The sequence below is a fragment of the Streptomyces spirodelae genome (genome assembly GCF_017676385.1).
Classification (GTDB): domain Bacteria; phylum Actinomycetota; class Actinomycetes; order Streptomycetales; family Streptomycetaceae; genus Streptomyces; species Streptomyces spirodelae.
The window spans coordinates 1-26,308 of record NZ_JAFFZN010000008.1 but is presented as its reverse complement, the minus strand read 5'-3'; the positions used below and the strand labels follow the sequence as shown (position 1 = coordinate 26,308).

The 26,308-nt window shown below is 68.4% G+C and carries 21 protein-coding genes, 1 tRNA gene and 1 pseudogene; 12 read left to right on the top strand and 11 right to left on the bottom strand.

Annotated elements, in window-relative coordinates; translation table 11 throughout:
* Positions 1 to 139 precede the first annotated feature (139 nt).
* The gene (locus JW592_RS10915; RefSeq protein ID WP_209264784.1) at positions 140 to 1,186 is read left to right on the top strand and encodes a DMT family transporter; all 1,047 of its coding nucleotides are present in this window, start codon (positions 140 to 142) and stop codon (positions 1,184 to 1,186) included.
* Here JW592_RS10915 and JW592_RS10910 read toward each other — a convergent pair.
* Positions 1,101 to 3,389, bottom strand: a complete 2,289-nt coding sequence (locus tag JW592_RS10910; RefSeq protein WP_209264926.1) for a terpene synthase family protein — start codon at positions 3,387 to 3,389, stop codon at positions 1,101 to 1,103. The genes JW592_RS10915 and JW592_RS10910 overlap by 86 nt on opposite strands.
* A 158-nt stretch (positions 3,390 to 3,547) precedes the next feature.
* Between JW592_RS10910 and JW592_RS10905 the strand changes: the two genes are divergently transcribed.
* Positions 3,548 to 4,279, top strand: a complete 732-nt coding sequence (locus JW592_RS10905; RefSeq protein WP_209264783.1) for a DUF7873 family protein — start codon at positions 3,548 to 3,550, stop codon at positions 4,277 to 4,279.
* A 194-nt stretch (positions 4,280 to 4,473) separates the two neighbouring features.
* Positions 4,474 to 4,547 (top strand) — tRNA-OTHER (locus tag JW592_RS10900).
* Between the two features lie 471 nt (positions 4,548 to 5,018).
* Here JW592_RS10900 and thrS read toward each other — a convergent pair.
* The 4 genes from thrS to JW592_RS10880 all read right to left on the bottom strand — a co-directional run bounded on the left by thrS (position 5,019) and on the right by JW592_RS10880 (position 10,830).
* Entirely contained in the window at positions 5,019 to 6,254 is a 1,236-nt protein-coding gene (gene thrS / locus JW592_RS10895) for a threonine--tRNA ligase (protein ID WP_209264782.1), read from the bottom strand.
* A 342-nt stretch (positions 6,255 to 6,596) separates the two neighbouring features.
* A complete protein-coding gene (locus tag JW592_RS10890; RefSeq protein ID WP_209264781.1) occupies positions 6,597 to 7,970 on the bottom strand; it encodes a DUF5685 family protein in 1,374 nt (457 codons plus the stop codon).
* Positions 7,971 to 8,200: 230 nt separating this feature from the next.
* Positions 8,201 to 10,420 (bottom strand): NADP-dependent isocitrate dehydrogenase, encoded by a 2,220-nt coding sequence (locus JW592_RS10885; RefSeq protein ID WP_209264780.1) that lies wholly within the window; start codon positions 10,418 to 10,420, stop codon positions 8,201 to 8,203.
* 170 nt (positions 10,421 to 10,590) lie between these two features.
* Positions 10,591 to 10,830, bottom strand: coding sequence for a DUF6332 family protein (locus JW592_RS10880; RefSeq protein ID WP_209264779.1), 240 nt, complete (start codon positions 10,828 to 10,830; stop codon positions 10,591 to 10,593).
* Between the two features lie 288 nt (positions 10,831 to 11,118).
* Between JW592_RS10880 and JW592_RS10875 the strand changes: the two genes are divergently transcribed.
* On the top strand, positions 11,119 to 11,808 hold the full coding sequence (locus tag JW592_RS10875) for a YHS domain-containing protein (RefSeq protein ID WP_209264778.1): 690 nt from the start codon (positions 11,119 to 11,121) through the stop codon (positions 11,806 to 11,808).
* Between the two features lie 43 nt (positions 11,809 to 11,851).
* On the opposite strand, the gene JW592_RS10870 is transcribed toward JW592_RS10875, so the two are convergent.
* Entirely contained in the window at positions 11,852 to 13,315 is a 1,464-nt protein-coding gene (locus JW592_RS10870) for a glyceraldehyde-3-phosphate dehydrogenase (RefSeq protein ID WP_209264777.1), read from the bottom strand.
* Positions 13,316 to 13,508: 193 nt separating this feature from the next.
* On the opposite strand from JW592_RS10870, the gene arsM reads away from it, so the two are divergent.
* Both arsM and JW592_RS10860 read left to right on the top strand, forming a co-directional pair.
* A complete protein-coding gene (gene arsM / locus JW592_RS10865; protein ID WP_209264776.1) occupies positions 13,509 to 14,267 on the top strand; it encodes an arsenite methyltransferase in 759 nt (252 codons plus the stop codon).
* 231 nt (positions 14,268 to 14,498) lie between these two features.
* The gene (locus JW592_RS10860) at positions 14,499 to 14,942 is read left to right on the top strand and encodes an NUDIX domain-containing protein (RefSeq protein WP_209264925.1); all 444 of its coding nucleotides are present in this window, start codon (positions 14,499 to 14,501) and stop codon (positions 14,940 to 14,942) included.
* 633 nt (positions 14,943 to 15,575) lie between these two features.
* Here JW592_RS10860 and JW592_RS10855 read toward each other — a convergent pair.
* Positions 15,576 to 16,130: a hypothetical protein gene (locus tag JW592_RS10855; protein ID WP_209264775.1), complete on the bottom strand. Its 555-nt coding sequence runs from the start codon at positions 16,128 to 16,130 to the stop codon at positions 15,576 to 15,578.
* A 146-nt stretch (positions 16,131 to 16,276) separates the two neighbouring features.
* Here JW592_RS10855 and JW592_RS10850 point away from each other — a divergent pair, with 146 nt between their 5' ends.
* On the top strand, positions 16,277 to 17,077 hold the full coding sequence (locus tag JW592_RS10850) for a hypothetical protein (RefSeq protein WP_209264774.1): 801 nt from the start codon (positions 16,277 to 16,279) through the stop codon (positions 17,075 to 17,077).
* Between the two features lie 58 nt (positions 17,078 to 17,135).
* On the opposite strand, the pseudogene JW592_RS10845 reads toward JW592_RS10850, so the two are convergent.
* The 3 genes and pseudogenes from JW592_RS10845 to JW592_RS10835 form a co-directional block, all read right to left on the bottom strand.
* Positions 17,136 to 18,189: pseudogene (locus JW592_RS10845) on the bottom strand (radical SAM protein).
* A gap of 43 nt (positions 18,190 to 18,232) precedes the next feature.
* Complete coding sequence (locus JW592_RS10840; RefSeq protein ID WP_209264924.1) at positions 18,233 to 18,766, bottom strand: class IV adenylate cyclase; 534 nt, start codon at positions 18,764 to 18,766, stop codon at positions 18,233 to 18,235.
* Between the two features lie 929 nt (positions 18,767 to 19,695).
* A complete protein-coding gene (locus JW592_RS10835) occupies positions 19,696 to 20,109 on the bottom strand; it encodes an ATP-binding protein (protein ID WP_229375681.1) in 414 nt (137 codons plus the stop codon).
* 254 nt (positions 20,110 to 20,363) lie between these two features.
* Here JW592_RS10835 and JW592_RS10830 point away from each other — a divergent pair, with 254 nt between their 5' ends.
* From JW592_RS10830 to JW592_RS10810, 5 genes are all read left to right on the top strand, one after another.
* Positions 20,364 to 20,783, top strand: coding sequence for a hypothetical protein (locus JW592_RS10830; protein ID WP_209264772.1), 420 nt, complete (start codon positions 20,364 to 20,366; stop codon positions 20,781 to 20,783).
* Positions 20,743 to 21,264 carry a DUF6879 family protein gene (locus tag JW592_RS10825; protein WP_209264771.1) on the top strand — a complete coding sequence of 174 codons (522 nt, stop codon included), beginning with the start codon at positions 20,743 to 20,745 and terminating at the stop codon, positions 21,262 to 21,264. The genes JW592_RS10830 and JW592_RS10825 overlap by 41 nt, the downstream gene beginning before the upstream one ends.
* A gap of 7 nt (positions 21,265 to 21,271) precedes the next feature.
* Complete coding sequence (locus JW592_RS10820; protein WP_307805370.1) at positions 21,272 to 22,123, top strand: helix-turn-helix domain-containing protein; 852 nt, start codon at positions 21,272 to 21,274, stop codon at positions 22,121 to 22,123.
* The gene (locus tag JW592_RS10815) at positions 22,120 to 22,338 is read left to right on the top strand and encodes a DUF397 domain-containing protein (protein ID WP_307805369.1); all 219 of its coding nucleotides are present in this window, start codon (positions 22,120 to 22,122) and stop codon (positions 22,336 to 22,338) included. The genes JW592_RS10820 and JW592_RS10815 overlap by 4 nt, the downstream gene beginning before the upstream one ends.
* Positions 22,339 to 22,659: 321 nt before the next feature.
* Entirely contained in the window at positions 22,660 to 24,249 is a 1,590-nt protein-coding gene (locus JW592_RS10810) for an endonuclease NucS domain-containing protein (RefSeq protein WP_209264769.1), read from the top strand.
* Positions 24,250 to 24,715: 466 nt separating this feature from the next.
* Here the strand turns inward: JW592_RS10810 and glnA are convergent, their stop codons facing one another.
* Positions 24,716 to 26,131 (bottom strand): type I glutamate--ammonia ligase, encoded by a 1,416-nt coding sequence (gene glnA, locus JW592_RS10805; protein WP_209264768.1) that lies wholly within the window; start codon positions 26,129 to 26,131, stop codon positions 24,716 to 24,718.
* Positions 26,132 to 26,308: the final 177 nt, after the last annotated feature.

The following is a 26,308-nucleotide window of genomic DNA, read 5'->3' as shown; positions in this document are numbered from 1 at the left end:
CCACCGCCCTGACACCTCGGCCCGACGCCGGGAAAGGAGCACCGGAAAAACCCGTAGCGTCATGACCATAGGTGCTCTACGGTCCTGACTGTCATATGCGGTCCGGCATGTGCGGTCGGTGAACCACGAAGGAGCCCTCATGACGGCAGGGGCGGTCAGGAAGCGTGCCGAGGCCACGGCGCTGGCGGCAGCCGGAGTCACGGTCGTGCTGTGGGCCTCGGCATTCGTCTCCATACGCAGCGCGGGCGCGCACTACTCACCGGGCGCCCTGGCACTGGGCAGGCTCGGTGCCGGGGCGCTCGTCCTGTGCGCGGTGCTCCTCGTCCGCCGCGAGGGGCTCCCGCCCAGGGCGGCCTGGCCCGGCATCATCACCTCGGGCGTCCTGTGGTTCGGCGGGTACATGGTCGCGCTCAACTGGGGCGAGCGGCTGGTGGACGCGGGCACGGCGGCGATGGTCGTCAACATCGGCCCCCTGCTGATGGCCTTGCTGGGCGGTTGGCTGCTCAAGGAGGGCTTCCCCAGCCGGCTGCTCGCCGGGATGGCCGTCTCCTTCGCGGGCGCCGTCGTCGTCGGCCTGTCGGTGTCCGGGGGCAGCGGCTCCTCGCCCCTGGGGGTGGCGCTGTGCGTGCTGGCCGCCATCTCCTACGCCGTCGGGGTCGTCAGCCAGAAGCCCGCACTGCGGCACGCCTCGCCGCTGCAGGTCACCGCGTTCGGCTGCCTGATCGGCTTCGTGGCCTGCCTCCCGTTCAGCGGGCAACTGGTCGCCGAGGTGGCCGACGCGCCCGCTTCGGCCACCCTCAACACCGTCTACCTGGGCGTGTTCCCGACCGCCCTCGCCTTCTCCACCTGGGCCTACGCCCTCTCCCGCACCACCGCCGGGCGCATGGGCTCCACCACGTACGTCGTCCCGTTCCTGGTCGTACTGATGTCCTGGCTCTTCCTGGACGAGGTGCCCGGCCGGCTGGCCCTGGCGGGCGGCCTGCTGTGCCTGGCCGGAGTGGCCGTCTCCCGCTCGCGCAGCCGCACCCCGCGCCCTCCCCGGCCCGTGACCGCGGCCGGCTCCGCTACCGCGGCACCGTCCGCTACCGCGGCACCGTCCGCTACCGCGGCACCGGACCCGCGGCCGTCCTCCCCAGCCGGGCAGCCGACGTCCCCAGTCCCGCAGGGCCGTCGAACGGCCACGTAGGCAGGAAATGGCGGCGCAGATCCGTCTCGGCGTACCGGCGGCAGCCGCGGTGCCAGGCCAGGATGCCCGCCATCCAGTTCTCCAGTTCCCGCACATAGCCGTCCAGCGCCGCGCGCTCGGCCTTCCCCAGCGCGAAGTCGTCGTAGAGCACGGGGAACTCGTTGGCGGCCACGTGCTGGAACTGCCGCATCCGGGACTTCATCAGATCGTCGATGATGCGCAGCGCCGTCGGGTAGTCGCAGTCGAAGAAGTCGCGGACGACCAGCAGCCCGTTGTGCAGTTCACCCTCGAACTCGATCTCCTTCTGGTACGAGAAGACGTCGTTGAGCAGACAGGCGTAGTCCGCCGCCGCGTTCTCCAGCGACTTCATCGGACCGCTGCGGTAGATCTCCTCCGGGATGGTGTCGGGCTGGGTGAGCCTGCACAGGCTCATGGTCAGGTCCGAGCCGAAGGTCCGCCGCCGCATCTCCACGTAGTCGACCGGGTCGGGGATGCGGTTCTGCGTCTGGTTGTCGAGCTCCCACAGCCAGCTGGCCGCCATGATCTCGATGGCGGCGCGGAAGCGGCGGCGCTTCGCGGGGCTCATCGGACCGGCCGTGCGCATCCACAGATCCGCCAGCGACCGCTCGAACGGGCTCTCCGGGGGCGTGCCACCGGTCGCTCCCGCTTCGGGCGCCGCCGCTCCAGGCGCCCCCGCTCCGGGCACCTCGTCGACCGGCATGAACAGCGACAGCCGATCCGTGCACACCTTGGCGCCCGCCAGATCGCGGGTGCGGCCGAAGCGGACCGGATAGTAGTCGTCCCCCCAAGTGCCCCAGGCCAGCCAGGCGGAGGCCAGGTCGAGCTCGTCGGCGGTCGCGTCCGGGTGGATTCCCGCGGCGCACAGCGGCAGGTCGTGGTCCCGCATCAGCTCCTCGTCCCAGACCCGGCCGCCCGGCACATCGGGCTGCGGCTCCAGCAGCCCCATCGCGTGGGCCCAGGCGATCACCCGCTCCCGTGCGCCGTCCAGATGCGGGCTGAGCCGGTGCTCGAACGGCATCTCGAAGTCGGGCAGCACCGAGGGGCCGGTGCGCTCGTGCGGCACATGGCTGAAGGAGCGGACGCGCCGCGCCTGCGCGCGGCTGTGCGGGCGCAGCACGTCGGCGGCCGAGGTCCCCAGCCCGGCCGGGACGAACGGCAGCCGCGCCGGGCCGCTGCCGCCCGCTCCGCCCCCGTTCATATAGCGGCTGGAGCGCATGTGCCACTCGTGACCGCCGGACTGCCAGTCCTGGAGACCCTTGGTGTAGGCGGCGATATCGGCGCACTGGGCGGGATCGAGGCCCTTCTCGGCGCAGAGCGCGGGCACTTCACCCAGCGCGGTGTGCTCGAACTGCTGGAGCCGGGAGGTGAGCAGGTCGTTGACGGCGTCGGCGGCCTCCTGCGTCGAACACCCCAGGAACGTCTCCAGGACGAGTACGCCGTTGGACAGCTCGCCCTCGTCCCGCGTCTCCCGCTCGTAGGAGAACAGGTCGTTGCGCAGGTGCACGGCGTCGGAGAAGGTGTCGCGCAGTACGCACAGCGGACGCGAGCCGGCGACCGCCGCGGGCACCTCGGCGTGCGCCGCGAACTCCACCAGCCCGGCCGACCACGGCGCACCGCCGACCTTGCGCCGCATCTCGATGTACTCGACCGGGTTCGGCACCCGGCCGATGTTGATGTTGGACAGCTCCCACAGCGACTCGTTGAGCAGGTTCTCGGTGCTGACGGCGAACCGCGCCCGCCAGTCGGCCGACATGGCCGGCACCGTCCTGGCCCACAGGTCGGCCAGCCCCGCCTCGACCGGGTTGACCGGCTCGGGCACCGGCGCCGCGGGGTCGTCCTCCAGCGGCATGAACAGCGGCAGCCGGTCGAGATACGCCTTGCCGCCGGCCCGGTCCTGGGTGCGCTTGAACTCCTCGAGGAAGTGGTCGTCGAAGAAGAAGACCCACACGTACCAGTCGGTGACCAGCGCCAGGTCCTCGGCGCTCGCGTCGGGGTGGGTGTAGGCGCACAGCAGCGCGTAGTCGTGCGCGTCCAGGTCGGCGGTCTCCCAGATCCCCGAGCCCTCCAGCATCCCCATCTTCCCTGCCCACTCCCGCGAATGGGCCCTGGCCTGGTCGACGTGCGGATTGAGCCGGGCCGGGTAGGGCACGTAGAAGTCGGGCAGTTCGAAGGGTTGCGACAACGTCACTGTCCCCCAGCTCGTCGGATCGGTGCTGACTTGGCCTACCCGCGGTGGAATGACGACCATCCTTTTTCACTCGTACGTGGGATGCCGCTGTTACCGATCCGTCGAACAAATTGCGTGGTCCGACTCGCTGTTGAGCTGCTAGCTTCGCAGTCGTGGCGAAGCTGAATCAGATCATCGCAGTCGAGAAGGGCGTCAAGTCCAAGGTGGCACAGGACCTGGCGCAGGCGCAGCACGGGCTGACGAAGCCGCAGATGCTGGCCGGTATCTCGCGTACGTACCAGCCCAAGGACGAAGAGGGCGAGCAGCTTCCGCCGGAATCGACACGGGTCCAGGTCAAGACCGAGGATGTGCTGAAGGAAACGGCGAAGATCCTCACCCGGCTGTTCGATGTGACGGCGACGAAGGACTGGGCGAACCTCACGGCTCGCGCGGATGTCGTCGTCGACGGCCGCACCGTCCTGTCCGAGGTGCCCGTCTCCTATCTGCTCTTCCTGGAGAAGCAGTTGGGAGAGCTCGGCTCCTTTCTGCGCAAGCTGCCCGTCCTGGACGGCGCCGAGGCGTGGGAGAAGGACCCCTCCACGGACTGGTGGAAGACCGAGCAGGTCCGTACGGTGCGCACCAAGAAGGTGCCGCGCAACCATGTGAAGGCGGAGGCCACCGAGAAGCACCCGGCCCAGGTCGAGGTGTACTACGAGGACATCCCCGTCGGTTACTGGACCACGGTCAAGTACTCCGGCGCGCTGCCCGCACGCCGGGTCAACGAGCTGCTGGAGCGGCTGGACAAGCTGGCCGCTGCGGTGAAGTTCGCCCGCGAGGAGGCCAACAGCACGGAGGTCACCGACCAGCGCGTCGGGGACGCGGTCTTCGGCTACCTGTTCGCGTAGGCGGCGGCACAAGACGCAAGACGCAAGACGCGGAATACAACTACAGACTCCCCGGGCCATGGGGTTCGACGCCCTTTCGGCCCGGGGTGCGCCAGGAGCGCAAAGCTGAAGCTGAAGCTGATGTGTGAACCCCCGGCGACCTACGCACATATGCAGGTGGCCGGTCAAGCTCAACCTCTCGCTCCAAGCTCAGCATCGCCGTTCATCGCCCGGCAACCGGGGTGGTGACGACCTCGAGACGCCGGTTCGAACCCGGCCGGCGGTTCCACATGCCGCCGTGGTGGAGTGGCTCCACGCGAGGACATCGCCGAATGATCCGCCCATGAACCGTCAGGGCGTGCGAACGAGCGGCACCCAGGACCCCGGGGCCGGGCAAAGCCCCGGGGTCCTTTTAGCGGCCACCGCACGGCGCATGCGGCGGCGCTGACCCGGATGGCTGTGTACGCGGGCCGGGTGACGGCGGCGGCGATGCTCGGCTGGGTGCTCGACGGCCGCGTATGGGACGTACGGCCGCACAACCTTCTGGTACGGCCGGGCAAGCCACGGGATCGCGGGCGTCCGGCTGCGGGCCCCACAGCTGCTCGCGGCACCCTGCCAGGACCGTGCTGCCACCGCGCGCGGACCGGCTGCGGGCGTACGCGGCCCGCTGAGATCGCACCGGGGCGGGGCGGGGCGTTGTCACATCAGCTCGCGTTCCACTCCGTTCCGGCCTTCCGACACCTGGCTTCCGGCGGCGCGTTCACCACAGCTCGGTGCTGTGCCGGGCCACGAGCGCGGCGATCCGGCCGACGGCCTCGCTCCCGGGGAGCGGTCCGATGCGGCGGCCGTCGCGCAGCCGTAGCGCGAGCAGCCCGTCGGCGGCCTCGCGGGGACCGATCACCGCCTGGTACGGCACGAGCCGTGCCTCCCGTACCCGGGCGCCCAGGCTGCCCCGTCCCGGAGGGGCCAGTTCGGTGCGGAGTCCTGCCCGAGCGCAGCGCCGCTCGAACGCCTCGCCCTCGGGCACCTGCGCCTCCGACACCGGCAGCACGGTGACCTGGGTGGGTGCCAGCCACGCCGGGAACGCGCCGCCGTGCACCTCGATCAGCTGGGCCACGGCACGCTCCACGCTGCCGATCACTGCCCGGTGCACCATGACGGGCCGGTACTTGCCACCGTCCGCGCCGATGTAGCGCAGATCGAAGCGTGCGGGCTGGTGGAGGTCGACCTGGACGGTGGAGAGGGTCGCCTCCCTGCCCACCGCGTCGGCGATCTGCACATCGATCTTCGGCCCGTAGAAGGCCGCCTCGCCCTCCGCCGCCTCGTACGGCAGCCCGGACTCCTCGAGTACCCCGGTCAGCAGCGCGGTGGCCTGCCGCCAGGCGTCCGGGTCCGCCGCGTAACCGCCGCCGGGGGCCGGGAGGGACAGCCGGTAGCGGGCCGCGTCGATACCGAGCGCCCGGTAGGCGGCCCGGATCAGCTCCAGCGCCGCCCGCGCCTCGGCGGCGACCTGGTCGAGGGCGCAGAAGATGTGCGCATCGTTGAGCTGGATGGCCCGCACTCTGGTCAGCCCGCCGAGCACGCCCGAGCGCTCGGCGCGGTACATGGCGCCCAGCTCCGCGATCCGCAACGGCAGTTCGCGGTAGCTGCGCGCACGGGACCGGTAGATGAGCGCGTGATGCGGGCACAGGCTGGGCCTGAGCACGAGCTGTTCGCTCTCACCGCCCTCGCCCGCCTCCAGCGGGGGGAACATGTCATCGGCGTAGTGCGCCCAGTGCCCGGAGAGCTCGTACAGCTCCCTCTTCCCCAGCGCGGGCGAGTACACATGCTGGTACCCCGCGCGGCGCTCGACAGCGCGCACGTACTCCTCCAGCGCGTGCCGGACGGTGGCCCCGTCCGGCAGCCAGTACGGCAACCCGGCACCGATCAGCGGATCGGTGCCGAACAGGCCCAGTTCGCGACCGAGCGAACGGTGATCGTGGTGTGCGGTGCTCATACGGCTCTCCCTGGTGTCAATTGCGGCGGGCGGAGGCCCGGGAGAGCGGAACGACGAAGCCCCGGGCGCTCGGCCCGGGGCTTCGGTGATACGTCTGGGACGTGGCTCAGCGCGCCGGGACCTGGTCCGGCGTCGTCGTCCTGGCGACACTTGCGGCGCGCTGTGGCATACCGGGCACGGTAGCAGGGCCCTCCCTCGCCGGTCGCCAGGTTTTCCTACGGCAGCGCACTACACCCTCACGAACCCATGCGGCAGTCCGGTGGCGGGCCTGTGCGGTCGGCGTGCGGAGCGAGCGCCTTCTTGCCCTCGGGCAGGGTGGCCCAGATGTCGGCGGGCTTCGCGTCAGCAGTCGCAGCCGCAGTCGCAGCAATTGCAGCCGTCGCAGTTGCAGCAGTCGCAGTTGCAGTTGCTGCAGCAGTCGCAGGCGTCGCAGCAGTCCGAGCAGAGACCTTCGCGCTTCTTGCGGGACCAGGGGCCCTCGTACTGGGAGGCGCAGCACATCTGGCAGGTGCAGCAGAGACCGACGAATGCGGCGCAGCCGGCCAGGAGACCGCGCGGGGGCCGCTGGTTGGGCGGGTGTGGGCTGTTGCCGCCTGAGCCGTCACCGCCCCAGCCGTCCCCTCCGGCCCCGGGCGGCACCTGGCCACCGCCGTCGGAACCCGGGTAGGGGTTTGCAGGGCCGTTGAGGTTCTGCGGGGCCTGCCCGTAGGGCGGTCGGCCGTGGTGCGGCTGGCCGTACGGCGACTGCTGCCCGTATGGCTGCTGGCCATGCGGCGGTTGGCCGTGCGGCTGCTGGTACGGGTTGTCCGGGGCGTGGGCGTCCGCGTGGCCCTCCGTGTGGGCGTCCGTGTGTGCGCATGTCGTGGTGCCGAACGCGCGGTCCACGGCGCGCGGCAGCTCGTGCACCAGCAGGACGTGTGCGAGCCGCGGGTCGGCGAAGTCGACATCGCGCAGGGCCAGCCGGATGCCGCGGACCGCGTCGTCGCACAGCCGTCGGGTCTCGGCGCGGGTGGCGCCGGTGGCGTTTATCGGGTTCCAGGCGCCCTCGGCGGCGTCCCTGGCGCGGTCCTCGACCGCGTCCAGCAGGTGCGCGAGGCGTCCGAAGAGGCGGCCGGCCTCGGCGAGGGGCGCCGCGTTACCGGGCTTTCCCGCGAGCGTCGCCGTATGTGCGAAAGCCGCTGCCGTGGCCGTCTCGGTCGGCTCGGTGACGGCGGTGAGCGGAGTGCCGGGCCCCGCGACGCGCTCCACATCGGTCTGCCGGTCCACGGCGTCGACCAGGACGGCGGTGTCGAAGCCCAGCGTGCCGCCGGTACGGGCGCCGGCCCGGTCCCAGCCCGCGGCTATCCGGCGCGCCGCTGCCGCGACCGGGCGGCGGCGCAGCATGCCGTCGCGGTCGGCTATGTGGTCCCGCACCTTCGCCGAGGCGAGGACGAGCGAGACCGAGGCCGCCAGCCGCGCTCCCTCGCCCTGCGCGACGGACGCGGTCCGCATACCGCGCAGCGGGCACGGCCCCGCGGTACGGCGCCGGGCGGCGGCGACGCCGCTCTGCGCGTCGGTCAGTACGGAGATGAGCAGCCCGTCATAGTTCGTCACCACCCGCGCGAACTGGCCGTGGTCGCCCCGCAGCGCGAGACAGAGCCCGCACAGATGCGCCATCCACTCGGTCCTGAGCCCTTCCGAAAGCCGGTGCTTGCAGGGCCTGACGATTCCGAACACGAGCTCCCCCGTACGTGACTCGACTGCTGCTGTTCCATGGGCAGTGCCGCTGTTCCACGGGCAGTGCCGCCGCGATGCTATCCACCGTCCCGACCAGCGCCGTTGGGGGCTCATGGAGAGGCCCCGGCCGCAAACGACAGGGCCCGGAGCGGTCGGTCGGCACCGCTCCGGGCCCTGCCACACGGGCCTGTCACACAGACCTGTCACACAAAGAGCACTACATCAGCACGTCAGCTCAGCGAGGACAGGGCCTCGTTGAACGTCTTCGACGGGCGCATGACGGCTGCGGCCTTCTCCGGGGAGGGCTGGTAGTAGCCGCCGATGTCCACGGGCGAGCCCTGGACGGCCAGCAGTTCCTCGACGATCGTCTGCTCCTGCTCGGCCAGCGTCTTGGCCAGGCCGGCGAACGCCTGCGCGAGCTGGGTGTCCTCGGTCTGCTCGGCCAGCTCCCGCGCCCAGTAGAGGGCCAGGTAGAAGTGGCTGCCGCGGTTGTCGATGCTGCCGAGCTTGCGGCTGGGGGACTTGTTCTCGTTCAGCAGCGTGCCGGTGGCGCGGTCGAGGGTGTCCGCGAGGATCTGGGCGCGCGCGTTGCCCGTCTTGTGGGCGAGGTGTTCGAAGCTGACGGCCAGCGCGAGGAACTCGCCCAGGCTGTCCCAGCGCAGGTAGTTCTCCTTGACGAGCTGCTGCACGTGCTTGGGGGCCGAGCCGCCCGCGCCCGTCTCGAACAGCCCGCCGCCGTTGATCAGCGGCACCACGGAGAGCATCTTGGCGCTGGTGCCCAGCTCCATGATGGGGAACAGGTCGGTGAGGTAGTCGCGCAGCACATTGCCGGTGACGGAGATGGTGTTCTCGCCGCGGCGGATGCGCTCCAGCGAGAACTTCATCGCCTCGACCGGCGACATGATCTCGATCTGCAGGCCCTCGGTGTTGTGCAGCGGCAGGTACTCGCGGACCTTGGCGATCAGGTTCCGGTCGTGCGCGCGGGTCTCGTCCAGCCAGAAGACGGCCGGGTCGCCGGTGGCGCGGGCACGGGTGACGGCCAGCTTGACCCAGTCCTGGATCGGCACGTCCTTGGTCTGGCACATCCGGAAGATGTCGCCCTCACCGACGGCCTGCTCCAGCACCAGCTCGCCCTCGTCGTCCAGGACGCGGACCGTGCCGGTCGCCGGGATCTCGAAGGTCTTGTCGTGGCTGCCGTACTCCTCGGCCTTCTGCGCCATCAGGCCCACGTTCGGTACGGAGCCCATGGTGGACGGGTCGAAGGCGCCGTTGGCGCGGCAGTCGTCGATGACGGCCTGGTAGATACCCGCGTAGCTGCTGTCGGGGATGACAGCGAGGGCGTCCTGCTCCTGGTCGTCCTTGTTCCACATGTGGCCCGAGGTACGGATCATCGCGGGCATGGAGGCGTCCACGATGACGTCGCTGGGCACGTGCAGGTTGCTGATACCGCGGTGCGAGTCGACCATCGCCAGGTCCGGGCCCTGGGCCAGCTCCGCGTCGAACGATGCCTTGATCTTGTCGCCCTCCGGCAGCGACTCCAGGCCCTTGTAGATGCCCCCCAGACCGTCGTTCGGCGTCAGACCGGCGGCGGCCAGCTTGTCACCGTAGGAGGCGAACGTCTTCGGGAAGAAGGCGCGCACGGTGTGCCCGAAGATGATCGGGTCGGACACCTTCATCATCGTCGCCTTCAGGTGCACCGAGAAGAGCACGCCGTCCTTCTTGGCCCGCTCGACCTGCGCGGAGAGGAACTCGCGCAGCGCGGCCACCCGCATCACGGCCGCGTCGACGACCTCGCCGGCCTGCACCGGTACCGACTCGCGCAGCACCGTGGTGGAGCCGTCGTCACCGTGCAGCTCGATCTTGAGGGAGCCCTCCTTGGCCAGCACGACCGACTTCTCGGTGGAGCGGAAGTCGTCACCGTCCATGTGCGCGACGTTCGTCCTGGAGTCGGCGCGCCACTCGCCCATGCGGTGCGGGTTGGCCTTGGCGTAGTTCTTGACGGAGGACGGGGCGCGGCGGTCGGAGTTGCCCTCGCGCAGGACCGGGTTGACGGCGCTGCCCTTGACCTTGTCGTAGCGGGCGCGCACCTCCCGCTCCTCGTCGGTCTGCGGGTCGTCCGGGTAGTCCGGCAGCGCGTACCCCTTCTCCTGCAGCTCAGCGATGGCGGCCTTGAGCTGCGGGATGGACGCCGAGATGTTCGGCAGCTTGATGACGTTGGCCTGCGGGGTCTTGGCAAGCTCACCGAGCTGCGCGAGGGCGTCCTCGATGCGCTGGTCCTCCGCCAGGCGCTCGGGGAAGCTGGCGATGATCCGGCCGGCCAGGGAGATGTCGCGGCTCTCGACGGCGACACCGGCCGTCGAGGCGTACGCCTCGACCACGGGCAGGAACGAATACGTCGCCAGGGCCGGGGCCTCGTCGGTTTGCGTATAGATGATCGTCGAGTCAGTCACCGCTACTCCGCTTCGCGTCTACATCGTCTCGATATCAAGATATCCCGTGGACTGCCCTCACGGTAAAGCGGCCCGCGCTTGCGCATGCGGGGCGGGGTGAGGGGCGGGTGGAGCCTTCGCGGCGGTCTCGTACGAAGCCCTGCTCGGCGATCTCATTCGCCGTACGGCGGTTACCGCCTGCCGCTGTCGTACCGGATCAGGACACTGGCCAGCCGCCAGATGAGTACGCCGCCGGCGCAGACGAGGGAGAGGCGGCTCACGATCTCCTTGGCCGCGCCCTCCAGATGCAGGAACCACATCGGGCTGGCCACTGCGAGCCCCGCGACGACGGCCAGTACCACCGCCGTCACGAGCGCGTAGCCGATCTCCACCGTGACCGCGTCCCGCTCGGCCTGACTGCGCATCGTCATGCTGCCCGTCCCCCTTGGCACTTCCCCTGCCCGTGGCCACACCCGGAGCCGGACCGTTCCGGGCGACCCCAGGGGACAACCACTGTACGCACCGGCCCTGACACCCCGGCCCGCGAACGGACCGGCGTCCTCTGCTCCCCCTCTGCTGCTACTGCTCCCCTACTGCGTACGCGGTAACGCACCGCTCCTTCCTCCGGGCGATGCCGCGGATACCTCCCCTCCGTATCGTGTGCGGCATTCCGTGCAGGGCAGGACACAGCAGGCAAGGACGCGGGAGGGGACGGACGGATGCTGCTGATCGAGGTCTTCACACCCAAGGGCACCTTGAGCGAAGAGGAGCAGCAGGCGCTGGGGAAGCGGCTCATCGACACGCTCATGGTGGAGGACGACAGCCACGCCATCGAGGTGATCGAAGCCCAGCGCAGGATCACCCAGGTGCTGGTGCACGAGCCCACCACCTGGGTGCTGGGCGAGCGTCCGGCGGCGGATGCGACCGCTCCGCCGCGCTATCTGGTGCGGGTCACCGTTCCGGCGTCGTGGCGCAAGGAGATGAGCGAGCACACCGTACGGCTCGTCTCCGAGGTGCTGGCCGAGACCGAGCGCGCGGCGGGACGCGATCCCGAGCGCATCCGGCGCGAGCCGCATGCCGTGGTTCTCGTGGACGGGATCCCCGAGGGCGGTGTGGGGCTGCACGGCAGGGCGATGAGCAGCCTGGATCTCACGGAACTCGTCTCCCGGCCGTACCGCGACAGGGCAGCCGCCCCTGGCGCTGATGAGCCGAACTCTTCCGAGGAACAGCCGAACCCGCCAGAGGGAAAGCTGATAGACCCCGTCTGCGGGATGAGCGTGGACCTGGAGGAGTCCACGCTCACGCTCGTACACCAGGGAGCCCTGTACGCCTTCTGCCACGGCCTGTGCCGACGCGCGTTCGCCGACGAGCACGGGCTGTCGCTCAGCAGGCAGGGGGGCAACGAGTAGGCGCTCACGTCCTACCGTGGGATGCGCCTCCCGCTCCGGGAGGTCACATCGCCGGGTTGGGGAAGGTGGGGTACTCGGCGCCGGAGACGTACTGGAGAACGCGGACGACCTGGCAGGAGTAGCCGAACTCGTTGTCGTACCACAGGTACAGAATCGCGTTGTCGCCGTCGACCTTGGTGGCGCCGGCGTCGACGATCGAGGCGTGGCGCGAGCCGATGAAGTCGTTGGAGACCGCGTCAGGTGCGCTGGTGAAGTCGATCTGACGCTTGAGCGGGGAGGTCAGCGAGACCTCGCGGAGGTAGTCGAGGACTTCCTCGCGGTTCGTCTCGCGGGCGAGCTGCAGATTGAGAATGGCGATCGAGACGTCCGGCACCGGGACCCGGATCGAGCTGCCGGTGATCTTCGCCTCGAGGTCCGGCAGCGCCTTGGCCACGGCGGAGGCGGCCCCCGTCTCGGTGATGACCATGTTGAGCGGCGCGGAGCGGCCACGGCGCTCGGACTTGTGGTAGTTGTCCAGCAGGTTCTGGTCGTTGGTGAACGAGTGGACGGTCTCCACGTGCCCGCGCACCACCCCGTACTCGTCCGACATGGCCTTCAGCGGCGGCACGATCGCGTTGGTGGTGCAGGACGCGCAGGAGATGATCCGCTCGTCCGGCTTGATCATGTCGTGGTTGACCCCGTGCACCACGTTGGGCACATCGCCCTTGCCCGGCGCGGTCAGGATCACCTTGTCGACACCGGGGCGCAGGTGCCTGGAGAGCCCCTCGCGGTCCCGCCACCTGCCGGTGTTGTCGATGAGGACGGCGTCCTTGATGCCGTACGCCGTGTAGTCCACCGACGTCGGGTCGTCGGAGTAGATCACCTTGATCTCGTTGCCGTTGGCGACGATCGTGCTGTTCGCCTCGTCGACGGTGATGGTGCCCTGGAACTGGCCGTGGATGGAGTCACGGCGCAGCAGCGAGGCCCGCTTGACCAGGTCCTTGGCGGCCCGGCCGGCCTCCCCTGCACCCTGGCGTACGACGATCGCGCGCAGCCGGAGCCCGTTGCCGGAACCGGCCTTCTCTATGAGCAGGCGGGCGAGGAGACGGCCGATACGGCCGAAGCCGTACAGCACGACATCCCGCGGCTCGGAGCGGTCGATCTTGTTGGCACCCGTCGCACCGGCCACGGCCTGCGCCGTGAACTCCTCGACCGACAGGCCCCGGTCGTCACTCCGGTACATCGCGGCGAGCATGCCGAGGTCGATCTGGGAGGGGCCGAGATCCAGCGTGGTGAGCGTCCGCAGGAACGGCAGCGTCTCGGTGACCGACAGCTCAGCGCCGGCGATCTGCCGGGCGAACCGGTGGGTCTTGAGGATGCTGACCACCGACTTGTTCACCAGGGAGCGGCTGTGCAGCAGGACGGTGACGTCCCGCTCGCGGTGCAGCTTCCCGATGAGCGGGATCATCGACTCCGCGATCTCCTCGCGGTGCTTCCAGTTGGTGAACACGTCGTCATTGACAGTCACAGATCTATCTTTCGAGCTAGGCGGTGCTCACATGTTAACCCCTGGCCGGAGCGGCGCTGCGCACACCCCTGCGAATGAGGATCCCGCTATTTCGACACTGCTCTATCTTGACGCCTGTCGATATGGAGAGCACCCTTGCATTTAAGGACATCGAAACAGGGACTTCCGGTGCCGTAACCCTTGGGGGCCAGCCATGAGCGAGAGCGAAGAACTGCGTGAGACCGTCCGGCGGCGATACGCAGCAGCGGCCGCGCAGGTGGCCGAAGGGGGAACAGGCTGCTGCGGCCCCGGCACGGTCGAGGTGGCCGAGGAGGGCTTCGGATCAGCCCTCTACCGGGCCGAACAGCGCGAGGACCTGCCCCCCGAAGCCGTCGCCGCCTCGCTGGGCTGCGGCAACCCCACAGCCGTCGCCGAACTCCGCGAGGGCGAACACGTCCTCGACCTGGGCAGCGGAGGCGGCATCGACGTCCTCCTCTCCGCCCGCCGCGTCGGCCCGACCGGCAAGGCGTACGGCCTGGACATGACCGAGGAGATGCTCGCCCTCGCCCTGGCCAACAAGGCGAAGTCCGGCGCGGACAACGTGGAGTTCCTCAAGGGCTCCATCGAGGCGATCCCGCTGCCCGCCAACACCATCGACGCCGTCATCTCCAACTGCGTCGTCAACCTCTCCACCGACAAGCCCGCCGTCTTCGCCGAGACGTTCCGCGTCCTGCGCCCCGGAGGCCGTATCGGCATCGCCGACATCGTGGCCGACAACCACCTCACCGCCGCGCAACGAGCCGAACGAGGCGACTACACCGGCTGCATCGCCGGAGCACTGTCTGTCGCGGAGTACCAACGGGGCCTGGAGACCGCCGGTTTCACCGGCATCCGGATCACACCGTCCCACCCGGTCGCCGACGGCATGCACTCCGCCATCGTCCGGGCCACCAAACCGACTGCCGTCCCCTGACATGACGCCATGCCCGGGCGGGCATGGGTACGCGCAGGGCAAGGCCGCCGGCCAGCCCAGCTCCTGCGGCGCCGGCCCCACCGCCCGGCCGACGCCGACGGCGGCCCGCACTCGCCTGCCACGCTCGCCGGCCCTCCTCCAGCATCAGACCGCCCGGCGAACGAAGGGAACCGCCCCGTGGCCGATCCGCGGACCGACCAGCCCGACGCCCTGCCGCCCGCGCTGGACTCCATGACGCTGCTCGTCGCCGCCGTCATCGTTCACGACAAGGCCACCAACCGCGTCCTGCTCCTCCAACGCGGACCCCGCGCCAAGTTCGCCCAAGGCAAATGGGACCTCCCCGTCGGCAAGAACGAACCCGGGGAGCCCATCACCATCACGGCGGTCCGCGAACTGTACGAGGAGACCGGCGTCGCCGTGCGGCCGGAAGACCTCCGTGTCGCGCACATCATCCACAGCGCCCGGGGCGTCGAATCCCCCAACGGCTTCCTGACCGTCGTCTTCGTCACCCACGAATGGTCGGGCACGCCGGAGAACCGGGAGCCGGACAAACACACCCAGGTCCGTTGGGCCGACGCCGACAGCTTCCCCGAGGCGTTCGTGCCCACCACGGCGACCGCTCTGCACCACTACTTCAATGACGGCCTCGAGCTCTCACTGAAAGGGTGGCAGTAGGTCAGCCGGAGGTCCGGCCGAGCCCAACGCGCGAGGGCCGCCACCCGGAGGGGTGGCGGCCCTCAGCACGACTGCTGATCCAGCAGCCTTTAGATGCGAAGTACGGCATGAAAAAGCTTCTGACCTGCGTATACACACGTCCCAGGGCTGGGGCGGTGCACTTCTGGTGCACGCTGGGGGCGATCCGCACAGGGAGTGGCCGTACTAACGCGAGGAAGGTTCGGAACCATGTTGGGGATTGCGTGCAGGCAGTGGCGATGCTTGCTGAGCGTGACGACGCCATCAGCACCGTCCCTGTCATCGTCAAGGAGTTTCGGCGAACCCTGGACGTATATTGCTTCCCCGCCTCAAACCCCGCAACAGCCCCTCGCCTCGCACACACCCTGCGCTGACCCCGACACAGACGCCACCAAGCCACCGCCCTACGCTGTCGCCACCGAAGAAGAACCGGCCCAGGCAACGTCTTCCAACTGAAGCGTTATGGGCGCGGTGGCCCGTCATCCCCTCTGATGCGGAGGAAGCGTCGGAGCGGGTTACGCTCTCCAAGTCGCTTGATCACCTCGACACCCGTCGTAACGAGAAGGCTCAGAATGCCCGCCCCGGCGGAGATGAACGTCAGCACCCATTCCGTCCTCACTGCTGCACCCCGACTTCCGTCACGCAGAGCCACGTGCTGATGCCAGAGGTAACCAACACGGTAATGAACATCACCAGGGACTGCTGACCAACCACAGCCTCGATCTTCTTGTCGGAGTCGCCACCTGGCGCAAGGTACGCAGCGAACAGCATGATGAGCACGTTAGTGACGGTGACCAAGATCAGCCGGAATGACTGGTTCGACTTCCATAGGTGCATCAGAGCCTCGCCAACAGCGGCCACTGCCAGGCCCATGGAGACCACGTAGAGCTGGGCCCTGCTGACCCATTCCCAAAAGCCCGGCTGGTGGAACCCCTCAGTCTGACGACCGTTCAGGTACTGACCTCCGGTGGGCAGTAGCGCGAAGACCACGGAAAGGAGGAGCCATAGGACCATGCGGACCCAGACTTCCTTCTTCTTCCACACAGCCTGCTGAGCCTGGGGGTCGGCCTCCGCCTGTCGTTGAGACTGTGCGGGCGCTGTCACCCCCGCAGCCCCGGTTTCCGAAGAGGCGTCACCACCGCCCGGTGATGACACCGAGGTTGTTCCCATTCATTGCTCCCGCGCCACGGGGCTTGCTCGGTCAACTACCTATGTACCTCATCCCAGCGACAGCCACCCCGAGTTCAGGACTACAGCTCGACCATCCCAAAGGACTCCTCGCGCCCGCCTAAGATCACCTGGGCCTCTCCAGCCACATGACCTTCGGCTTCGTGCTGTGGAACTGGAGGTGCGCCTCGGCCACCCAAGCCCAGCTCGCCGCCTTCGGGGAACTCCTGCACAACACCGCCGCCGTCCCGGTTGCCGCTCGGACCGAACTACGAGCGGCGGCAAGGGCGTTCGACCGCGCCACCAGGTCCGCCGTCCGCGCCGACCACCGACAAGCCACAGCACTACGCGCCGCGGCCAAGGAACTGCTCGCCCCCACCGCACGCGGCGACGAGAGCGCCGTGGCGGCGCTGCTCAGCGCCGCTGTCCTCCTGGCCATCGCCGCAGCCCGCAGGCACGAGAAGCACGGCCACCAGCAAGCAGGCAGCCGCAGCCCACCAGGCCCTGACCCACCTGCGCACCGCGTACGAGCACACCTCCCAGCCCGCCCTCGCAGCCCTGACCCGCCGGGCCCCCGCAAGCCGAGACTGCCCGGGCGCTACGAGCAGGACTTGCGCGCGGCCGTCCCCGAGCACGCCGAACGCGTCCTGGCCGATCCCGCCTGGCCCGCTCTGACCGCCACTCTCGCCACGGCCGAACGTAACGGCCACCGCCCCCGCCACGTCCTCGCCGAAGCCGCCGCGCGCCTCGCGCCGCGAACTGCACTCCGTCGACCGCCCGGCCGAGGTCCTCAACTGGCGTATCGCTCCATCCAGCCGAGCAAGCGGCACAGGGCCGCCACCGCCAGGAGCGAGAACAGCGCCCGGGTCCTGCGGACCGACGTGCCGCAGCAGACGACGCCCTGCGCTCCGCAACCCGACCGCCCCAACCGTCGCCAGAAGCGTCGCTGAAGGGCATGCTGCATCCGCCCCACGAGTACACATTCACCGCCGGTGGGCCGAGGCGTGCTCAGCTTCGGTTTGGCTCCCGATCGGGTGCGTGGTGGAGGGCGGTGAGGCGGGCGGTTTCGTCGTCGCGGAAGTTACGGACTTCGGTGCAGCGCTGACTCGTGACGAATTCGCCGAGGGGGAGGCAGAGGTCCATGCGTTGGATGCAGACGCCGATCATGAAGGGGCCGTTCTTGGCGCGGTACATGCGGACGCCGTAGTAGCCCTCTTGGCAGTCGCGGTCGTTGTTGAAGCGGCAGCCGGTGCAGGTGTCGGGGAGGCGGACGGGGCGGATGCTCTTGGCGTAGAGGGTGCGGCCGTCCGGGAGGCGGTAGCGGGTGCGCTGGTCGGAGGCGCCGGCGGTGATGACGCGCAGGTCGGGGACGGCGCCCAGGTGGTCGAGGACCTCGCGCATGGCGGTGAGGGAGGCGCCGTCCTCCTCCAGGTTCACCAGCATGCGCACGATCACGTCGCGGCCGTGCCACTCAATGATCCGCAGGACCCGTTCGACGTGGTCGTGGTCGGGGATGACGATGTTGGCCGAGACCTTCACGCCGTGCCGACAGGCGGCCTCGATCGTGTCGGCGAGGGCGTCGAGCGTGCGGGCGGCCAGGCGGGGTGAGGCGAGGCGGGGGGCCTGGACGGCGGCGAGTTCCTCGGGTGTGGTGCCGAACACGGACAGGTTGATGCAGCCCGACGGTCAGGTCGAGCCGCCTGGCGATGCGGATCAGGTCGGGTAGGTCCGGGTGGAGGGTGGGTTCGCCGCCGGTGAAGTGGACCTCGTTGATGGGGAGGCTGCCGCGGACGGCGGCCAGGGCGAGCGCGAAGTCGGAGTCCGCCGGGATGCGCTGGGGGAGGAAGTCGGCGCCGTTGGTGGCCAGGTAGATCGAGACCCTCCCGGAGCGGCCGGGGGTGCCGGTGAAGGCGTCGGGTGGGCGGCCGGTGTTGTCGGTGGCGACGGGGGTCCCTTCGTTGTGGCAGAAGGTGCAGGCCAGTCCGCACGCGTCGATGATCTTCACGCGGAGGGTGCGGTCGGGAACGACCGTGACCGGTACGTCGTCGTGTGGGTCGTGCATCGTTCCGCCTTTCCGTACGTGGCGAGTGCGCCGACAGGTCGGGTCAGAAGCGCAGGTCGGTGATGGTGTCGAGGTCGATGTCGTAGCGGGCGTAGATCTTCTGGGTGTTCTCGCTGGTCAGCTCGGTCTCGGGGATGCCGAGGCGTTCGGCGGTCTGCCAGACCTGTTCCGCGTCGTCGCCCTCGATCTCCAGGTACGGGGGAATGCGGGGCCAGGTGTCGATCTCCAGCCGTACGCCGTCCAGGAGCCAGGAGCTGCGGCGGCTCTCCTGGTAGGAGCGGTGGGTCAGGCCCATGAGGCCGAGGAGGGCGTGGGTGTCCTCGAAGGAGCCGACGGTGGTCTCGGTCTCCTGGGTGCCGTCGATCGCGTCCGAGTTGATCGTCTTGACGCACAGCGTCACCGCGCCGCCCGCGTCCCGCAGCCGCACCCACCGCCCTTCGACCGGCGGGATGGGGTCGTAGACGTAGCGGCGCATCAACCGCTCGCCGTGGAGGGTGCCGCCCGCGGACTTGATGCGCGCGGCCATCGCCTCCGGGTCGATCTCCAGGGCCTTGGCCTCGTACTCGACGACGTGCATGGGGTACCAACTTCCTCTCGTGCGGGATCGGATAGCGGAGTCTGGCAGGAATGCGGGATCGGGCAGCCACTCGTTGAGCCGGTCCTCCACCGGGACGGTGAACGGGCGCGGCACGCTCGGCTGTGCTCTCGGGCTCGACCAGCGAGCGAGGGTGCGCCGGAGCTTCCGGAAGGCAGCCACGATCTCCTCTTTCACAGCGTGGTGCAGATCGCGGGGGTTGACGGGGGTGACCTTTCGGAGTTCGCGGATCAGCTTGGAGGCGAGCATCGAGTGCAATCCAGGGTCATCCTTCGGCAGCCAGATGTCGGTGTCGCCGTGGTTGAGGCGCCAGCCGTCGACGGTGAGGCGGTAGCTGACCCCGCCCACTCCCCACACCCGCGGCGCCCTCACCCGCAGCGCCGTGAAGGCGCCGCTCTTGGGGCATACGGTCATCGACAGCCGCGCGTCCTTCGCGCACAGCGGCGGCATCGCGCTCAGCGCTCCCTCCGGCCACGAGGGCGGGTCCAGCTCATTGCGCCAGTCGAAGAACAGCCACCCGTCCTTGTTGCGGTCCGCCGGACCGCCGCAGACCTGGCACTTCATCGCGTACATGCACTCGTACTGCCGCCCCGGATACATCGAGGCGAAGTCCGGCCGGCCGACTCCGGGCGAGTACGAGCGCCGGGCCCACAGCACCCCGAACCCGTCGCGGTCAGAAGGAAGCTCCCGCCCCTGGTAGACCAGCCTGGGAGGCTCGGGCGTGAGCGCGACAGCCAGGGCCGCCTCGGCGACCGCCTTCTCGCTGTCCCACATGGCCACGTACGGCACCCGCACCGAACGTCCAGTGCGCGGGTGCTTCGCGTATCGGGGAACGCGTCCTCGGCCAAGGGCGAACGCCGACCCCGTGGCATCTATGGGAGTCGCTACTCTCGGACGGCCGTACCTGCTCATCAGTCCGGAACCACCATCTCGGCGAAGACCGTCTTCCCGGAGTGCCGCAGCTCCACGTCCCAGTTCGCGGCCAGGGCGCTGATGAGCAGGAGGCCGCGCCCCTGCTCGTCCTTCGGCCCCGCCTCCCGGTTCGTGGGTTTCGACCTCGACGTGTCTTCGACGGAGATCTGCACCAAGCGCGCCCGGGGTCTCGCCACCGTGACCCGCAGAAGCTGGCATCCGCTGTGCAGGATCGAGTTGGTGACAAGCTCAGAGGTGACGAGCACGGCCTGATCGACGAACTCGCCATCGAACCCCCAGGCGCACAGTGCTGCTTTGACCAGCTCACGGGAGCGGCGAGCCGTCCGTGGCTCGCTCGGCCAGGTCTCGCTGTAGCCGGGGGAGCCGATTGCGTGGGGTCGAGGCGTGGTCATGGACACAGGGCCATCCCTCCGAGGTGGTGGGGCACCCGCCTCTGAGCGAGGGACAGGGGCAGGAAGCTCTCCGCCGCGCCGACGGATCGGACCCGTCGGCGCCACGCGGAAGTGAGACGAACGTAGGGCGGCGCGAGTCCAACTGCCAAAGAGATTGCGCGAGTTTGCAGCACTTCCTTTGACCAGCCCGTACAGCACTCGGACGATGACTAGGCGGCGCAAACCAGCGCAAGGCAGCAGACAGGAGAATCACCATGAAGCTACGGTTCCTTGGTAAGAACTCCAACGTGGGCGACTGCCCGACCCTGTACGCCACCGACCGTGACACGTACCTCGTCCAGGGATGGAAGGTCTTCGCGAACGACCTGCTCATGCAGCTCGACGTCCCCGAGGGGCAGAGCGTGGTGGAGGTCCCGACCGAGCTGTTCGAGCACCTGGCGAAGGACGGTCTCCCGGCCGGGGAGTTCAGGCGACTGGAAGACCCCCTCATGATCCTGACGCCGACAGGCACGTACGTGGTCCAGGGGGCGGAGGTGGTCGATCCCGAAGCCCTGGGACAGATGGAGATTCCGGACTACGAGACCGTGGTCGAGGTCCCCAAGACCGCGATCACCGCCCTACTGGAGGAACCGCGTGGAACTGATCACCGGCGTCGAGCGCAACCGGCTCATTGAGGCGTGTGAGCACGACTCGTTCCACCTGGAACTGCGCGACGACTACTCGGTGCCCGACGAGGACGGCCCCTTCGAGAGCTGGCTCCGCAACGAGCCGGTGGACTACGCGTTCATGGAACCGTGGACGCAGATGGTCAAGCGACTGGCGGGCGAAGGAAGGGCCGTACGACGCGTCCGCATCGTCTCTCATCCCCACACGCCGTATATCCAGTGGGAACACCGCACCACTCTCCGCAACCTGGAGGCCGGCGAGGACATCCGCTGGCTCCCCCGCCACACCGTCCCCGGTGATCTGATCTTCCCGTTCGACGGTAAGGACTGGTGGCTCATAGACGACCGCCTCCTCGCCGTGGGACACATCGATGCTGGTCGCGTAACGGGCCACGAGGTCATCGACGACCCGAAGGTCATCGCTGAGGCAGTCTCGCTCCGCGATGCCCTGTGGGCCCTCGCCATCCCGCACGGCGAGTACCGGCCCTGATCGACGCGTGAGCAAACAAGCACAGGAGGCCCGTGAGGCGCTGGGTGCCCGGCTGCGCGGATTCCGGAAGGACGCCGGATTCGACAGCGGTCGGGCGCTCGCGCGAGCCCTGGGATGGCAGGAGTCGAAGGTCTCCCGGCTGGAGAACGGGAAGCAGAACGCCAGCGAGAGCGACATCCGCGCCTGGTGCGAGGCCACCGACCAGCACGGACATATCCCGGACCTGATCGCGACCGTCCGCCACATCGACGAACTCTGGCTGGAATGGCGACGACAGCTCCAGACCGGCGTCGAGACCCGCCAGAAGAAGTCCCTTCCCGTCTACGCCAAGACCCGGGTATTCCGCATCTGGAACCCCAACATGATCTGGGGAACGTTCCAGACGGCGGAGTACGCCGCCGAGGTCTTCCAACAGGGCGTCTCCTTCTACGAGTTCCCTGACGACACCGAGGCGGCGGTGGCCAAGCGGCTGGAACGCCAGAGATACCTGTACGAGGGAAACCGGATCTACAACGTCCTCCTCGGCGAGCAGGCCCTGTACGCGAACATCGGCGGTCCGGACGTCATGCGGGACCAGTCGGACCGGCTCACCGCACTGATGGGCCTGCCGCGGGTGAGCCTGGGCATCGTCCCGTCCACGGCCCCGACCGCGATCTGGCTGGGCCACTCCTTCTCGATGTTCGACGACCGGCTCGTCCTCGTGGAGACGTTCTCCGCCGAACTGTCCGTCACCCAGCCCCGCGAGATCGAGCTGTACGCCAGGGCCTTCTCACTCCTCCAGCAATCAGCGGTGTACGGCGAGACCGCCAGAGGGCTCATCCACACCGCCAGGAAGTACTTCGACCGGCACCGCGCATGATGACAACCGACGAGGGCGAGAGAGTGAACCCCGAACCGAACTGGCGCACAAGCTCCTACACCGGGACTGAGAACTGTGTGGAAGTCGCCGATGGCGACCCGGCTGAAGTCTTGGTGCGGGACACCAAGAACCGAGGAGGGGCCATCCTATGTCTCTCCCGCGGGGCTTGGGCCAAGTTCGTGCAGTTCACAGCGGACGGGCAGAGGAATCGATAACCCGTACGCGACATCATGGGAATCCCGCGTCGGGGAGCTCCATCATGCCCATGGACGCCGAATCTGCAGCGAGTGTTGCGGGGAGCCGAACGCCCTCCGGTGGCGCGAATAGGGCCTCTCACGGCGAAGAAATCCGGGGCCTGCATGACGATCGAGCCAAGTAATCCCATGCTTGCTCGCGTCGGCACTGCGGCATCGCCATTCTGGGTACCGCCGTTTATGCAGTGATGGCGCAGAACCAAAGGGGCGAGCAGATCGGGCACACGGTGAGGTCCCGCCACGTTGGGCCCATGTCAGCCCGCACCGCTACTGTCTTCACTCATGACCATGCCACTCGAACGTGAGCTCCGGGACCTCTTAGCGGTGCAGCTGGAAGTTCTCGAACCAGGACTGACCCTCGTCCGATGCGAGTTTGCACTGAGCGACCCGCCGCTCCGTACGAGGGGTTGGATCGACATCCTTGCTCGTGACCGGCACGGCCTGTGGGTGATCATCGAGTTGAAGCGTGCTGCGTCTACATCGCGTGAGGCGTTGCATGAGGTCGCGAAGTACGCAGAGCTGCTCCAGCGCGACAAGCAGGTCGCGCCTGACCGTATCCGCGCCCTCATCGTGTCGACCGACTGGCGCGAACTACTCGTGCCGGTGAGCAACATGGCGCGTGACTGGAGCCATGACCTTCGCGGTTACGAACTCCAGGTGTATGGCGATCGGACGCTCAGCGCTGAGCGCGTCGCGCTGCTTCCACCGTCGCCTGAGCAGTACGTCACGCCGGTGCACGGCATCTACCTCTACTCGAGTCCCCAAAACCGAGACCGAGGGTGGAAGCATATACGGCAAATCGCTTCGGAGATCGGCGCGCCCAACCTCCTTGCTGCCGACTTCGAACGCGTCAGCGCCAAGAACAGTGTCAGCGGGCACTACGGCCTGTACCTGGGTGTCGGCACCGTGGAGTGGGGGAGCGCGTTGTCGGACTCCGCAGATGTAGACGGGTACGGCTCGGAGCACCCGGCCGAGTACGGGGCACTGAGCGAAATCAACGCCCGCGTTCGCTGCGTCGAAGTCAACTCGGCTTATCCAGGGGTGCTGGGCACCTTCCTGGGCGATCCCACTTGGGAGATCACCGGGTATCGGGGCACTGGAGTGTTTGCCCTCAGCAACGAGGCGTATGAGGAACGCGACTGGCTACAGATGCTGCTTGGTCATGATCGTGGGGACGGGCACTTCAAGTACATCGGCTCCGCCAATCCCCGGATCACCAGGCGGTGGCACTCCTTTGTGGATCAGGCCATGACCAGCCTCGGTGGCAATCCCGAGTGGGAGATGCTCATTCGGGCGTGGCTGGAGCGAGTTGCCGAACAGCCAGGCGACATCGATGTCCTTTTGTGGATCTACAACCCCTGCGACCTGATTCAGACTGTCATCTACGGATGGCCGGATGAGCTCGCCCAATGGGAACCACGCATCGAAGCCGTCGCCCGCTTTCCCGATGGCAGCCGCTCCGTCGCCCAGGGAATGCTGTGTGCGAACAGTACCGGGGGGGCACCAGGCTTCCACCACTACGCCCACGAGGTGTACCGCGATCCGATGAGTTGGATGACAAGTCGATACGGCGGCACCACCTGGATCAGCGATCTGGATCTGGTTCGCCGCCTAGGACTGCGCTACATGATGCTTGAGATCACCAGTGACTCCCCTGGGCCGCCGGCCCCAGAAGACGAGCGCGGACTTTGGCTGGTCGAGGACGGGCAGGCGATCCGCTACTCGTCCAATGACCCAGAGTTCTCCATGGCCTGGCAGCTCAACACCTACGAGGGGAAGCTCGTGACTCTTCGAGAGTTCCTGACGACGTATCGCTACGAGGTCAACACGCTCCGCATGGAGTACCTCAACTGCATAGACGTGAGGCGCTGACTTCGCGGGATCACGCGGTCCAGATGCTCACTTCGTGTGCCTGGCCAGTCATCTCCAGGCGTGGCCGCGGCAAAGATTTGGAAGTGCATATGCCCTTCGGGTCGTGCTGGTACCCGGTGGCAGGGATCATCAGGAGGCTCCCAGCGGAGCTCGAGCGGATGGCCAGGCGCTTCCGTGTCCCTGGGGCTTGTCGGGGGGCAACATGGGCGAGGTTATCTGCCATACAGCTCGCCCCTCACAAGAGCCACGGCCCCGAGCAAGCTCGGGCACGAGAACGTTGAGGGCCGCCGCCCTGGGAATCAGGACGGCGGCCCTCAACGGCAAAACTGACGCAGCGTCAGCGATTCGGGCTCCCGGTGCACACGAGGGTGGGGACGAGCTGGGAACAGCGGGAAACGTTGAACACCGTTTCCGCAGGTCACAGCAGGTTTCCTAGCCAACCTCGCAGGTAGCCCGAACCGGGGTTTTAGATGTCGAAATACAGCTCGAACTCGTGGGGGTGGGGGCGGAGCTGCATGGGGGCGATTTCGTTGGTGCGCTTGTAGTCGATCCAGGTCTCGATCAGGTCGGAGGTGAAGACACCGCCGGCCTGGAGGTACTCGTTGTCGTTCTCGAGGGCTTCGAGGACGGCGGGGAGGGAGGTGGGGACCTGGGGGACGTCGGCGTGCTCTTCGGGGGCGAGCTCGTAGAGGTCCTTGTCGATCGGCTCGGCGGGCTCGATCTTGTTCTTGATGCCGTCCAGACCCGCGAGGAGCAGGGCGGAGAAGGCCAGGTAGGGGTTGGACGAGGGGTCCGGGGCGCGGAACTCGACGCGCTTGGCCTTCGGGTTGGAGCCGGTGATCGGGATCCGCATGGCGGCCGAGCGGTTGCGCTGCGAGTAGACCAGGTTGACCGGGGCCTCGAAGCCGGGGACCAGGCGGTGGTAGGAGTTCACCGTCGGGTTGGTGAAGGCCAGCAGCGAGGGGGCGTGGCGCAGGATGCCGCCGATGTAGTAGCGGGCGGTGTCCGAGAGGCCCGCGTAGCCCTGCTCGTCGTAGAAGAGGGGGTCGCCGCCCGCCCACAGGGACTGGTGGACGTGCATGCCGGAACCGTTGTCACCGAAGATCGGCTTGGGCATGAAGGTGGCGGTCTTGCCGTTGCGCCAGGCCGTGTTCTTGACGATGTACTTGAACAGCATCAGGTCGTCGGCCGCGGCCAGCAGCGTGTTGAACTTGTAGTTGATCTCCGCCTGGCCCGCGGTGCCCACCTCGTGGTGCTGGCGCTCGACCTGCAGACCGGCGCGGCTCAGCTCGAGGGAGATCTCGGCGCGCAGGTCGGCGAAGTGGTCGATGGGCGGGGCCGGGAAGTAGCCGCCCTTGTAGCGGACCTTGTAGCCGCGGTTGCCGCCGACCTCGACGGCGCCGGTGTTCCAGGCGCCGGCCTCGGAGTCGATGTGGTAGTAGCCGGCGTTCGCCTTGGTCTCGAAGCGGACGTCGTCGAAGACGTAGAACTCCGCCTCCGGACCGAAGAACGCGGTGTCGGCGATGCCGGAGGAGGCGAGGTACGCCTCGGCCTTCTTGGCCACGTTCCGCGGGTCACGGCTGTACTGCTCGCCGGTGATCGGGTCGTGGATGAAGAAGTTGATGTTGAGGTGCTTCTCGGAGCGGAACGGGTCCAGACGGGCGGTCGACAGGTCCGGGACCAGAGCCATGTCGGACTCGTGGATGGCCTGGAAGCCGCGGATCGAGGAGCCGTCGAACATCAGGCTCTCGGTCGGGTCGAAGGACTCCGCCGGAACGGCGAAGTGCTGCATGACGCCGGGCAGGTCGCAGAACCGGACGTCGATGAATTTGACGTCGTTGTCCGCGATGTACTTCTTGGCCTCGTCGGCGTTCTGGAACATCCATCCTCCTAGTCCCGCCGCGTCGGGACGGGCTTGCTCCGGCTCCGGGTGCGGGCACGAGGGCTCCGCACGCCTGAGGGCCGACCTTAGGCAGGGGCCATTTCTCCAGCATGACCCATCTGTTTCGCCGATGTTAACCACCAGGCAGGGCGGGTGGCGCGTAACCGTGCGGAACAC